General features: G+C 44.4%; 11 protein-coding genes and 1 CRISPR repeat array (1 of these 12 cut by a window edge). Of the genes, 3 read left to right on the top strand and 8 right to left on the bottom strand.

Annotation, left to right across the window (positions count from 1 at the left end; translation table 11 throughout):
* Window positions 1-846: a CRISPR direct-repeat array (repeat unit 30 nt; unit sequence GTTTCCATACCTCTAAGGAAGTATTGAAAC); it reaches 1,713 nt to the left of the window's first position.
* 630 nt (window positions 847-1,476) lie between these two features.
* From nadX to nadC, 3 genes are read left to right on the top strand one after another with little or no spacing between them, the layout of a single operon-like run.
* A complete protein-coding gene (gene nadX / locus AS006_RS02540; RefSeq protein WP_101512812.1) occupies window positions 1,477-2,205 on the top strand; it encodes an aspartate dehydrogenase in 729 nt (242 codons plus the stop codon).
* A gap of 12 nt (window positions 2,206-2,217) precedes the next feature.
* Window positions 2,218-3,114: a quinolinate synthase NadA gene (nadA, locus tag AS006_RS02535; protein WP_101512811.1), complete on the top strand. Its 897-nt coding sequence runs from the start codon at window positions 2,218-2,220 to the stop codon at window positions 3,112-3,114.
* A 4-nt stretch (window positions 3,115-3,118) separates the two neighbouring features.
* A complete protein-coding gene (gene nadC, locus AS006_RS02530) occupies window positions 3,119-3,940 on the top strand; it encodes a carboxylating nicotinate-nucleotide diphosphorylase (protein ID WP_101512810.1) in 822 nt (273 codons plus the stop codon).
* Here the strand turns inward: nadC and AS006_RS02525 are convergent.
* Genes AS006_RS02525 through AS006_RS02490 form a run of 8 tightly spaced genes read right to left on the bottom strand, consistent with a single transcriptional unit; the run spans window position 3,931 to window position 12,205 of the window.
* Window positions 3,931-4,389 (bottom strand): YaaR family protein, encoded by a 459-nt coding sequence (locus tag AS006_RS02525; RefSeq protein ID WP_101512809.1) that lies wholly within the window; start codon window positions 4,387-4,389, stop codon window positions 3,931-3,933. The two genes, nadC and AS006_RS02525, sit on opposite strands and share 10 nt — an antisense overlap.
* Entirely contained in the window at window positions 4,386-5,042 is a 657-nt protein-coding gene (locus AS006_RS02520) for a hypothetical protein (protein ID WP_101512808.1), read from the bottom strand. The genes AS006_RS02525 and AS006_RS02520 overlap by 4 nt, the downstream gene beginning before the upstream one ends.
* Window positions 5,026-5,622, bottom strand: a complete 597-nt coding sequence (gene yqeK, locus AS006_RS02515) for a bis(5'-nucleosyl)-tetraphosphatase (symmetrical) YqeK (protein WP_101512807.1) — start codon at window positions 5,620-5,622, stop codon at window positions 5,026-5,028. Before yqeK ends, AS006_RS02520 begins: the two co-directional genes overlap by 17 nt.
* A gap of 3 nt (window positions 5,623-5,625) precedes the next feature.
* Entirely contained in the window at window positions 5,626-5,907 is a 282-nt protein-coding gene (locus AS006_RS02510; protein WP_101512806.1) for a DUF503 domain-containing protein, read from the bottom strand.
* Window positions 5,908-5,921: 14 nt separating this feature from the next.
* Entirely contained in the window at window positions 5,922-7,190 is a 1,269-nt protein-coding gene (locus tag AS006_RS02505; protein ID WP_101512805.1) for an alpha-amylase family glycosyl hydrolase, read from the bottom strand.
* A 1-nt stretch (window position 7,191) separates the two neighbouring features.
* Window positions 7,192-9,243: an elongation factor G gene (gene fusA, locus AS006_RS02500; RefSeq protein WP_101512875.1), complete on the bottom strand. Its 2,052-nt coding sequence runs from the start codon at window positions 9,241-9,243 to the stop codon at window positions 7,192-7,194.
* Window positions 9,243-10,904, bottom strand: coding sequence for a phosphodiester glycosidase family protein (locus AS006_RS02495; protein ID WP_101512804.1), 1,662 nt, complete (start codon window positions 10,902-10,904; stop codon window positions 9,243-9,245). Before AS006_RS02495 ends, fusA begins: the two co-directional genes overlap by 1 nt.
* A complete protein-coding gene (locus AS006_RS02490; RefSeq protein ID WP_101512803.1) occupies window positions 10,901-12,205 on the bottom strand; it encodes a pyrimidine-nucleoside phosphorylase in 1,305 nt (434 codons plus the stop codon). Before AS006_RS02490 ends, AS006_RS02495 begins: the two co-directional genes overlap by 4 nt.
* Window positions 12,206-12,208 lie beyond the last annotated feature (3 nt).

The raw sequence follows: 12,208 nt of genomic DNA, 5'->3' as shown, positions 1-12,208 counted from the left end.
AGGAAATAGATATAGTTGTGTTTCCATACCTCTAAGGAAGTATTGAAACGGGGTTCATTACTCACGAAAACCGAATCAGATTCATGGAGTTTCCATACCTCTAAGGAAGTATTGAAACTCGTGACCGTGGATGTTCCACCACCAATGACCACGGGTTTCCATACCTCTAAGGAAGTATTGAAACGGAGTGGAAAAAATTATTTCAAGAAATAGGAAAAACGTTTCCATACCTCTAAGGAAGTATTGAAACACTTGTTTTGCAGAAATTTCCACGGGTTATAGAATTGTTTCCATACCTCTAAGGAAGTATTGAAACATGACGGAGTTGTCAGAATAACGTTCGAGATAACAAAGTTTCCATACCTCTAAGGAAGTATTGAAACGTGGTCGGTTGCGGGATTTCTTCAATCGCACCTAGTTTCCATACCTCTAAGGAAGTATTGAAACCGGCTGGAACGAAGTAGGCTGGAGAGAGGAGGGGGAGTTTCCATACCTCTAAGGAAGTATTGAAACTTGACAACGTGGCAAGATAGTGGTATAAAAAAAGGTTTCCATACCTCTAAGGAAGTATTGAAACTTGACTGGAAGTGGATTTTGATAGGAGGTGGTGTAAGTTTCCATACCTCTAAGGAAGTATTGAAACCACCTCCCCATAGCATGTTACTCATTGTATCACCTCCGTTTCCATACCTCTAAGGAAGTATTGAAACCTGTCTCAATAAGACCAATGACCAAGTCGTCACTAGTGTTTCCATACCTCTAAGGAAGTATTGAAACCTTGCAGAACTGATTCTCGAAGAGTTCAATCGTGTGCTGTTTCCATACCTCTAAGGAAGTATTGAAACCCGTTGGATTTCAAAGAAATTATACCACAGAACATATCAGAAAGCAAGAGTATATAAGAAGATAGAGAGGGTGTTTCATCATAGGTGATTCTAACACACAGAAAGGGTCAGTCAAGTACTGTTTGGAAAAATGGAATAATTGCATAGTCAATGAAAAGCCTAAACCATGGCAAAAACAAAAGATAAATTACCCTAACCTAGGTCGGGCCATTTTGGGGTGTTTCAGGGGAAAATCAACTAGTTCTTGTTTTCACAAATTCTCGTAAAAAGGTCTACCTTAAAGTGTTAAAGGATAAGTATGTCGCTTCTTTATTTGTCGTCAAATCATAAGTTCATGTTCAAGTTATTTCTGAGTAGTTGTTTTTCTTTTTCGCTCATTATTCCTTTTTTATTGCATAGCTTCCGGTACCACAAAGGCGCATGAAATTTTCCGTTACCGGTAATTGCATACTCTATATCACACATCCAGTGCCAAATACAAACACATCCCACTTTGTGAATAAATGGAACTTACCTAGTTTTTATGAATAAAACATAATTTTAGTAGAACAATCAATTTTTAACTAACATCTACACAACATCTCTTGTCAGTTGTTTACAGCAGGTGTAAAATTAGTTGGGGGTGAGAACAATGAGAGTTCTCATCATAGGAGTTGGCAACATCGGGAAACAAATTTTGAAGATGACTCACTTTGAGAAAGTTTATGCCTTCGACAAATTCCAAAAAGATAACATTCCAGATATTTACTGGCTTGAGGAGTTCCACATTCCGGAGGATGTGGATACAGTGATCGAATGTGCTTCCCCAGAAGCGGTTAAAGAGTACTCCTTTCAGATACTAAAAAGCCCCGTGAACTATCTGATCATCAGCACCAGCGCTTTTGCCGACAGAGCTTTCAGAGAGTCGTTTTTCGAAGAACTTAAGGTTTCACCCGCAAGGGTGTTTTTTCCTTCCGGCGCGATCGGTGGACTTGATTTGCTGGCAGCGATAAGAAAAAACGTACAGCAAGTGTTCATCGAGACGAGAAAACACCCGAGAAGTCTTGGGATAAACATTGAAGGAGAAACGACCGTCTTCGAGGGAAGTGTGGAAGAGGCTGCAAAGCTTTTTCCCAGAAACATAAACATCGCTTCAACTGTTGGCCTCATCGCTGGCTTTGAAAAGGTAAAGGTGATCATAAGAGCCGATTCTTCTCTCTCAAACAACGTACACATCATAAGTGTTATTTCCGATGTTGGAAAATATGAATTCAAAATAGAAAACCTGCCATCTCCAGAAAATCCCAAAACAAGTATGGTAACGGTTTATTCCATTTTGAAAACCATCGAAAGTCTGAACTCCAAAATTGTCTTTGGATGAGGAGGGACGAAAGTGGTAGACAAAATCCTGAAACTGAAGAAAGAAAAAGGCTATGTGATACTTGCTCACAACTACCAAATTCCAGAACTTCAAGATATAGCAGATTTTGTTGGAGACTCACTGCAACTTGCAAGGAAGGCCATGGATCTGGAAGAAAAAAAGATTCTTTTCCTCGGTGTGGATTTCATGGCAGAACTGGTCAAGATACTGAATCCCGAAAAGAAGGTCATAGTCCCCGACAGAAGTGCAACCTGCCCTATGGCAAATCGCCTGACACCAGAGATGATCAAGGAGTACAAAAAAAGGTTTCCAGATGCTCCTGTTGTCCTTTACGTGAACAGCACAGCCGAGTGCAAGACTCTTGCGGACGTCATATGCACCTCCGCAAACGCGGTAGAAGTTGTGAAAAGAATCGAATCGGACGTGATTCTCTTTGGTCCGGACAGAAACCTGGCAGAGTACGTGGCCGAGAAGACAGGGAAGAAAATCGTTGCCATGCCCGAAGATGGTCACTGCCCCGTTCATCAGTTCAGCGAAAGTTCCGTTGATGTTGCAAAGAAAAAATATCCAGATGCCAGGGTAGTGGTTCATCCAGAGTGCCCAAAACCGGTCAGGGACAAAGCCGATTACGTCGGAAGCACCGGCCAGATGGAAAGGATACCAGAGAAAGACCCTGCAAAGACCTTTGTGATAGGAACAGAAATTGGTATGATCCATAAACTGAAAAAGAAATTCCCAGACAGAAACTTTGTTCCACTGGAAAGCGCCATTTGTGTGAACATGAAGAAAAACACTTTGGAAAACACACTTTTGGCACTTGAGACAGAAAGTTTCGAAGTCACTCTTCCTGAAGACATCATCGAAAAAGCCAGAAGACCCATCCTCAAAATGTTTGAAATCATGGGGTGATAATGTGGAAAAGCTCCTGGAGATCCTTTCATCACATGTGAAGGAAGACGAGGGAAATCTGGATATTGCTTCTTTTCCCCTTCGAAACACGATATCCAAAGCGGCCGTTTTTCTGAAAACAGAAAACGTGGTCGCTTCCGGAATAGAACTTGCCCAGAGATTTCTGGAAAAGTACCATCTGAAATCTATCTTCTACGTGAAGGATGGTGAGTTCATACCCAAAAAGGGTGAAATAGGTGAAATAGAAGGCAACACGTACAACCTGCTTTTGATCGAAAGAACTCTCCTCAACACATTGTCACTGATGATTTCAACAGCCACCGTTACAAGAAGGTTTGCCAGAAAACTCAAACACGCAAAGATAGCCGCCACGAGGAAGACGATTCCTGGTTTTTCTCTTTTTCAGAAACTTGCCGTGATGCACGGAGGAGGAGACACCCACAGGTTCAATCTGGGAGACTGCGTCATGATAAAGGACAACCATCTGAAACTCTACGGAAGTGTGGAAAAAGCGATCCAGGAAGTAAAAAAAATCTCTTCCTTCACCAAAAAGATCGAAATCGAGGTTGAAAACATGGAAGACGCCTTGAAGGCCGTTGAGATGGGAGCAGATATCGTCATGCTGGACAACATGTCGCCGGAGATGGTAAAGAAGGTATCGAAGAAGATCAAAGAAATGAACCCAAACGTCGTGGTGGAGGTGTCCGGAGGAATCACAGAAGAGAACGTATCGGATTACGATATGGAAACAGTGGATGTGATCTCAACAAGCCGCCTGACTTTGAGTGAAGTCTTTGTGGACCTTTCACTTGAGATTCAGCGATAAAGATTTAGTATGAGTCCGTTGATCTCTTCTATCCTGGCAGCCAGATTTATCGTCTGCCACTCGTTCTTCATAATCTTTTCGGTGAGGTTCATCAGTTTTTCGTTCACTTCCTCCACTACAACGTGTAGTTTTGCCTTTCCACTTGTCATATCGAAACTACCGGACAGTTTGTAGAGCTTTTTCTCAACAAGTTTCAGAAATTCCCTTATGGCGTTTTTATACCTTTTCAGGTTAGAGGGAGTGGGAGACCTCACAAGTTCATTCCCGGACTCGATCACTTCCTCGACGGCTTCTTCGAGGAGTTTTTCAAATTGCTCAACACTGATGTCTTTCATTATATCGAAAAATTCCTTTTTCTCTACCTCTCCGGTTCTGGAAGTTCTCTTGGATTTTTTCCCTTTGACCTCCTGGTTTTTCAGAGATTCCCCTCCGAGAGGGTCTATCCTCACCTTTTCATCTCCTCGGTGATAACTTCCAGTTTCTCAGGGTCAAGGTACAACCTCTGATACTCTTTTCCCTGAACCTTTACGATGACAGGCGCTTTCGTTATTGTCGGTGCCTCGAAGATGTCGATCGCATAACTCGATACCTTTTCCAGGAACTTGTACAGGGAAAACCTGTTCAGGTTGTTGAATCCAAAATTCTTCACCCAACTTCCCACAAACAGAAAATCGAAGAATTTCACCTTTCTCTTCGAAAGTTCTTTGACAAAATCCGCGAAACTTTCAACCTGTCTTCCAAAAAGATTCTGAGAGAGTTTCAAAAACTCCTCTTTCGACATCACCGAGTAGAAGACCCTTTCCGCCTTTACTTTCAGCAGGTTTTCTATCTTTTCGAGATCGCTCAGAGGTCTTTCAGAAAAGAGCGACTCTTTTCTTTCTGGATCGTAGGACTCCTTTGGGAAGGAAACGACGTAGACCATCCTTTTGGCGTCATCTATTCTCACAAAATAGCTTTCGTCTTCAACTCTGAAAAGATAGTGTATTTCTTCAGCTCTGTAATCTGGAGAAGAATGGAAAGATCTGTAATAGAGAAATCCAACGGCGACAACAGCTACCACCACAAAGACAACGATGAGTAGTATCTTACTCGACCTCTTCATCCACATGACCTCCTCTGCTCATGAGAATGCTGTTCCAGAGCTCTACCGTCTCAGGTATGAGCAAAAGATCTCTCCCAACCGCGTAGAAGATCTTATTCTTCAAAACCTGGAAGAATCCCTCCTCCAAGTTTCGAAACGCTATCTTCCTTAGAGCATCAACCCCTGGGAAGTCTCGTGTGAACTCCAAAGAGTCGGCTATGAAGAGGATCTTTCCTATTTCCCTGAAACCAACATGTCCTGAAGTATGATAAGCAACGGCCATGAGTATCTCTTCGTCGTCCACGCCGAAGCGTCTTTTCAAAAACTCTGCCGCTACCTTTCCATGGAGCAAAACAGGGTGAGCCTTTTCCAGATCCGATATTTCCAAACCGTAAGCCCTGGACATCTTCAAGAGTTTTCGGGGTGGCACGTCTCTGAACATATCATGTGACAAAGCGGCAAGTTCCAGTCTGTTCAGATCCACGTTGTATATCTCTCCCAGTCTTTTCGAAAAATCCACCACAGACTTTACATGAACGATCCTTTTTTTTGAAAGGATTCTGTTCAGGATCGCTTCCAGTTCATCTATGACCAGTGTCATTTTCTACCACACCTCTCTCTCTGTTTCCTCTACCTCCATACCGGGATAGAGTTCCAGATAATCTATGATGGCGTCAAACACCCTCTCTATGAATGCCTTGTCTGTGTTCACCATGGCGATTCCTATCTCGAAGAAGTTCTTCGAATCGTGTGCCCCAACTTCGGAAACGGATATGTTGTACTTTTTTCTCAGGTCGTTCATGAGTCTTTTCAGTATGCCTCTTTTTTCTTTCAAGGACCTCACACCGAAGAGTCTGACTCGCAAACTCACCACACCTATGTTCATTCTACCACCTGCTCTCAGTAGAGCACGAAAGAAAGTATCAGAGGTTCTCTTCCAACTTCTATCCTCGCTCTGGAATTTTTCACGCTCACTCTCACAATATCATCGTTGAACACATTCTTGGAGTGAATACAGACGCTTTCCCATATGCCGGAAAAATCCAGAGTAACGGATGTGTTCTCCAAAAGAGGATTCAAGACACAGAGAATAAACCTGTTTTTGTACCTCCAGAGATAGGATATCACCCTCTCCGGCTGATCGTTTCTTATGAAGATCATCTCCCCGTCTGAAAACACGTTCGTTTTGAGCCTGTAGTGGGCAAGTTTTCTGTGTAGGGAAAATATTTTGTTTTCTTCTCCTGGGATGGGAAGCGTGTACTCGTTGAATATGTCAAGATCTTCCTTGAGACCGTATTCCTGTCCGTTATGAACAAGAGGTACTCCCTTCACTGTGAAGAGAAAAGCGATCCAGTGCATCAGTGATTCTTGAGAGATGAACTTCGCTACTCTGGGTTGATCGTGGTTTTCCAGAAACCTCATCTTTATGTATCCTCTTGGATAAATGTGATCCTGCATCCTCAAAAAATCGATGTACTCCCTTAAACTGTTTTTCCCTTCTATGAAATCCCTGAACCTGTAATAACCGTCGTAGTCGTAAGTGATGTCAAACGCCTGGTACATGTATGGGTCATGAGTTTCAGATATCCATATGAGTCTTTTCACAGGATCAAGACTTTTTCTTGCCTGAATCCAGAAATCCAGAGGAACAAGGCCTGCCACATCACATCGAAAGCCATCCACGTCGAACTCCTCGACCCAGTACTTCATCATGCTGATCATGTACTCCCTCAACTCTCCGTTCGAATAGTCAAAATCGACGATATCTGACCAGTCAGGAACCTTTCTTGCGAAGTTTCCGCTCTCGTCTCTGAGAAACCACTCGGGATGTTTCTTCACTAAGACGTTATCGACGGCAGCATGGTTCAACACCATGTCCATCAGAACGTACATGTTCAGTTCGTGCGCTCTCTTCACAAAATTTTTGAAATCTTCTTTTGTTCCGATTAAAGGATCTATCTCGTAGTAGTCTCGAATAGCATACGGAGAGCCAAGGGTTCCTTTTCTTTCTTTCACACCGGTAGGATGAATGGGCATCAACCACACCGTGTTGATGCCCATCCCTTTCAGTCTTTCCAGATCTTTTTCAAGAGAGAGAAACTTTTTCCCTTTTTCACCCGGATAAGCCCTTGCGAAGGCTTCGTATATTATCAGGTTTTTGAGGTTCATATCATTTCTCCTGTTCCTGCATCTCTCTTCTTCTCTCTTCGATGATCCTCTCCTGAATGTTCGGAGGCACTATCTCGTACCTCTGGAATCTCATGGTGAAGTAACCTCTTCCACTGGTGATGGAAGAAAGTTTGTTGGAAAAGTCAAGCATCTCTGCAAGGGGAACTTCCGCTTTCACCTTCACCATGCCCTTGCCGGAAGGTTCCATACCAAGAGGCCTTCCTCTTCTGCTGGAGATCTCACCCATCACGTCTCCTGCGTTCTCTTCGGGGACGAAGACCTCCACCTCCATGATTGGCTCCAATATCACAGGCTTTGCCGCTTCCATTCCTTTCTTGAAGGCCTGTATCGCTGCTATCTGGAACGAAATATCGGAGGAGTCCACTTCGTGATAGGAACCATCGAAGAGGATGACCCTGACGTCCGTGACAGGATAGCCTGCAAGGACACCCTTTTTCATCGCTTCTCTGATACCTTTATCGACGGAAGGAATGAAGTTTCTGGGGATCACACCTCCAACGATCTTGTCAACGAATTCGTATCCCTGACCCCTTGGCAGAGGTTCCAGTTGTATCTTCACGTGTCCGTACTGACCATGACCACCAGTTTGTTTTTTGTGTTTGTGCTCTGCAATGGCTGTTGCGGTGATTGTTTCTCTGTATGCGATCTTCGGCCTTCCAATTTCGACATCGACTCCGAAGATTTTCTTCAGTCTTTCCACCATAACGTCAAGGTGCATTGCACCAAGACCAGAGATCACCGTTTCACCAGTCTCCGGATCGTACTCCCACACAAAAGTGGGATCGGAATCGGAGAGTCTGGACAGTCCTCCACTGATTTTGTCGATGTCCGACTTGGACTTTGGATGGACAGAACGAGAGAACATGGGCTCCGGGAAAGAAGGAGCGATTATCTTCACCCTTCTATCCTTGTGGGCAAGTGTTTCTCCAACAGCACCCTCTTTGAGTTTCAGAAGTACCACAATTTCGCCCGGTCCAATAGATTCGACTTCTCTTTGCTGCTTGAGAACGGGAAGATAAATGTGTCCAACTTTTTCCGAGGTGTCTTTCTGAACGTTGACGATGGTATCTCCACTCTTCAGAGTGCCCGCTATGACTTTTGCAAAGGTTATTCTTCCGACGAACTGGTCAACAACAGATTTGAAGATGTAGGCACAGAAGGGTTCTTCTTCAGAAAAAGGTATCTCCACTTCTTTACCGTCTTCCATCGTTGCCCTGTAGGGGCTCGCCTCTGCCGGGGAGACACCTATGTTTTCCAGATAGTCCAAAAGCACATCAACGCCGATTCCGTTCAGAGCAGAACCTGCTATCACAGGTACCAGTTCACCTTTTCTGTAGCTTTCTCTGAGGACTTTCACGAGTTCGTCGTATCCTATTTCTTCTCCATCGAGGTATCTCATCATGAGCTCTTCGTCCTGCTCCACTATGTCTTCGAGGATCTCCGATCGCAACTCATTGAACTCAGATGGCATATCTTCTTCCATCGGCTCTTCTCCGTTGTATCTGTAAGCCTTCTTCTTCAGAAGGTCAACAACACCTTCAAAATTCTCCGCTGCACCGATTGGAACAACAAGGGGCAGTATTTTCCTTGAGAATCTTTCTTTCAACTCCGCAACGACGTTGTCAAAGTTTGCCCTTTCCTTGTCCATTTGGTTCACAAACACCATAATGGGTTTTTTCATCTCTTCGGCCAGGTTCCAAGTCCTTTCCGTCTGTATCTCCACACCCGCCACAGCGTTCACCACTGACACTACGTTTTCCGCAACAAAGATCGCATTTATGACTTCAGAGATGAAATCTGCAAACCCCGGGGTATCTATCAAAAACATTCTCTTGCCCTTCCATTCAAAAGATGCCACGTGTGAGGAAAAACTCGCACCTTTCTCCTCCTCAACGGGATCGTAGTCCACGTACTTCGTTTCCGGCCTGTCGATCATATTCAACTTGTGGAGAATGCGAGAAAGAAGCAAAGACTTCCCAGACCCGTTGTGACCTATCAAAGCTGCTGTGCGCACATTCCGGATGTCTCCCATCACTCACCCACCTCCGTGCTTTTTTTCTCCCAAACAACGATCCCCACAGGTATGGCTGCCGTGCTATTTTCTGCCTTTCCAAAGAGGTTTCCGTCCACCGCCATTACTGAAGAACTTCCCCCATCGACACACATGGCATCTTCGAACCCTCTGGAAAGAAGAAAATCAACGAGTTCATCGTAGTTCAACCCTCTCGTTATATGATTATAACCTTCGAAGACGATAAACCAAAGCTTTCCATTTTTTGTAGCAACAACCGTCCTCGGTGCCTTCGCATAGGCGATACCACCACCGTATCTTGCCTTTTCTTCCTGGGCATCGGGAATCGGAGCACCATTTTGTATCAGAAGAGGGCCTCCCTCCACTGCCTGTCTTATTCGAATCGGCAGATTCGGCTGAATCGAAAGATAAGCCCTGTCTCCTATCTTCAGGTTGGAAAGGTAAGTTTCGTATTTCTTCGAGACGGCTATCACACTCTCTGAACCTTCTGCTTTTTCCTTGTATCCAAGATATTTCACCGTGTTTTCTTCCACGACGAAATACAACTTGTCATCTTTTTTTGGAATAGTACCTGAGAACTCCTTCGTGTAAACCAGAACTTCTCCCTCTCCGAGCGTGTTGATTCCCTTGACGAGAAAGAGTACATCGTTCACCGTCAGGGTGACATCCACAAGTACCCTTCCTATGAACACGTCTCCTTCTTCTGTAATCGCAAAAATGGGTCTTCCGGAAAACATCGTAGAATAAGGCTTCCCATCTATCACGACAAGGCCAATGGGAAACTTCGTCACAGGATCAAAATAGTTTCCGTTTATACCAGCCACACCACCGACCCTCTTCACCATATCGTCCAGTTTTTCAAGCGAACCAAAGCCCTTTTCGGCTATGACGGGTTTCACCTCGACCTTTTCTGGATCCATGATCAAGTAGTTCACAACCGTTTTTTCTCCCTTTCCGAATTCCTCTATCTTACGTTCGAACACAACACCATCGGCTATCTCAAGCTTCCCGAAAAACCCTTCGATCAGAGCCAGTTGACAAACGAGGCGGTTCTTCTCAAAAGTCAACTTCACATCGGGATAGAAGTTTCCCACACTGGCAGTGAGGGTGATCTCATTTTTCCCCGGCTTCACCTCTATTCCCTCTGAGACCATGGGGATGTTTTCCACCACAGGAGAGATCTTCAAGACAACCCTGCCCATGCTCTTTTCGACTTCCACCATGTCCAGTACGAGAACACCCGTGTAAGAGATGATTATCCTGTCTTTTTCTTTTGTGGCGGAAAGAAGAATAGGCAGGGAGTTGTAGATGAGAACATTTTCTCCTTTTGTATGAATTTGAAAGTCTTCCATAAGCTCCTTTACTGCATCGATCGGAAGAAAGAGTTTTCCTTCTAGAAAAAGGGGCGGAGAAAGTTTCTTCACAAAATCCAGTACCATCTCTTTTTCTTTCACAAAAAGCACGTGATCATCGTAGACAACGTAGTGATAACCATTTGCGTGTATGTAACCAACACCAACCGGCGAAAGATCTTCCACATAAACGTAGTAGACACCATCCCTGAAGACGCTTCTTATGGGAAACGCCTCTTTTCCGCTGATCACATAGGAGGCAAAGGAAAGACAGGCAAGAAGAAGAAAAATGAACATCAATTGTTTCATTTGATCACCTCTTCTACCACTCTGAAGGGCTCCGGTGGGGTATCAGATATCACATAGGCTTCTTTCAGAAGTTTCATAGCACCTTGTAGGTCGCTCTTTTTTGAAACATAAAGTTTTGCGATAGTTTCTCCCTTTTCCACGAAGTCTCCCAGTTTTTTCTCAACGACTATTCCCACACTGTGATCTATTCTATCCTCTTTTTTCTTTCTTCCGGCACCCAAGAGCATGGAGGCCGTTCCTACTTTTTCGGTGTCTATGAAGGATACGTATCCTTCTTTTTCGGCCTTGAACTCTTCTACTCTCCTCGAAACAGGCAAAAACTTCCATGGATCGTCAACCACTCTCTCGTCTCCGCCCTGTGCTTTTACGAGTACGCGAAACTTCTCGAGGGCTTCTCCCGTTTCGATCTTTTTCTTCAAAATCTTCTTCCCATCTTCAAATTCAGAAACTCCCGCAAGCTCGAGCATCAAAGCTCCAAGGGTGATTGAAAGCTCCTCTAGATCTTCTGGGCCATTTCCTCTGAGGGTTTCTATAGCCTCTACCACTTCCAAAGAGTTTCCTATGAAACGGCCCAGTGGCTGGTTCATGTTCGAAAGGACGGCGGCCGCTCTTCTACCGTGACGCCTTGCTATTTCCAGCATCAAACTGGCAAGTTTTCTGGATTCTTCTATGTCTTTTATGAAGGCACCCGTTCCAAACTTCACATCCAGAACGAACGCATCGCTTCCGGCCGCAAGTTTTTTGCTCATTATACTCGATGCAATCAGTGAGAGTTCATCAACGGTCGCCGTGGAATCACGCAGAGCGTATATTTTTTTGTCCGCAGGAACAAGATTTCCTGTCTGCCCAACAATCGCTATACCGTATTTTTTCACGTTTTCAACGAACTCATTTATAGAAAGTTCCGTCCTGAACCCCGGTATGGACTCCAGTTTGTCGATCGTTCCTCCAGTGTGCCCAAGAGCACGCCCGGACATCTTTGCGATGGGAACTCCACAGGAGGCAACGAGTGGAGCAACGACAAGGGTGGTCTTATCACCAACTCCTCCCGTCGAGTGTTTGTCGACCTTCTTTCCAGGTATTTCTGAAAGATCCAGGATCTCTCCAGATCTCATCATAACTTCGGTGAGATAGTAGGTCTCTTCTTCATCTAGGTGGCGAAAAAAGATCGCCATCAGAAACGCTGCCATCTGATAATCTGGAATCTCTCCTTTCACGAATCCTTCCACCATGAACTTTATTTCTTCTTTGGATAGTTTTTCGCCGTTTCTCTTCTTCAAAATAACATCGTAAGCCCTCACGTT

The sequence above is a fragment of the Thermotoga sp. SG1 genome, assembly GCF_002865985.1.
GTDB lineage: Bacteria > Thermotogota > Thermotogae > Thermotogales > Thermotogaceae > Thermotoga.
Note: the sequence above shows the minus strand (reverse complement) of the source record. Positions and strands in the feature narration are given on the sequence as shown.

What these genes read in the sequence shown, in the direction of transcription:
- AS006_RS02520 (WP_101512808.1), bottom strand. Translation starts at nt 5,042, where the DNA reads ATGAAGAGGTCGAGTAAGATACTACTCATCGTTGTCTTTGTGGTGGTA.
- AS006_RS02495 (WP_101512804.1), bottom strand. Translation starts at nt 10,904, where the DNA reads ATGAAACAATTGATGTTCATTTTTCTTCTTCTTGCCTGTCTTTCCTTT.
- AS006_RS02510 (WP_101512806.1), bottom strand. Translation starts at nt 5,907, where the DNA reads ATGAACATAGGTGTGGTGAGTTTGCGAGTCAGACTCTTCGGTGTGAGG.
- nadX (WP_101512812.1), top strand. Translation starts at nt 1,477, where the DNA reads ATGAGAGTTCTCATCATAGGAGTTGGCAACATCGGGAAACAAATTTTG.
- AS006_RS02505 (WP_101512805.1), bottom strand. Translation starts at nt 7,190, where the DNA reads ATGAACCTCAAAAACCTGATAATATACGAAGCCTTCGCAAGGGCTTAT.
- fusA (WP_101512875.1), bottom strand. Translation starts at nt 9,243, where the DNA reads ATGGGAGACATCCGGAATGTGCGCACAGCAGCTTTGATAGGTCACAAC.
- yqeK (WP_101512807.1), bottom strand. Translation starts at nt 5,622, where the DNA reads ATGACACTGGTCATAGATGAACTGGAAGCGATCCTGAACAGAATCCTT.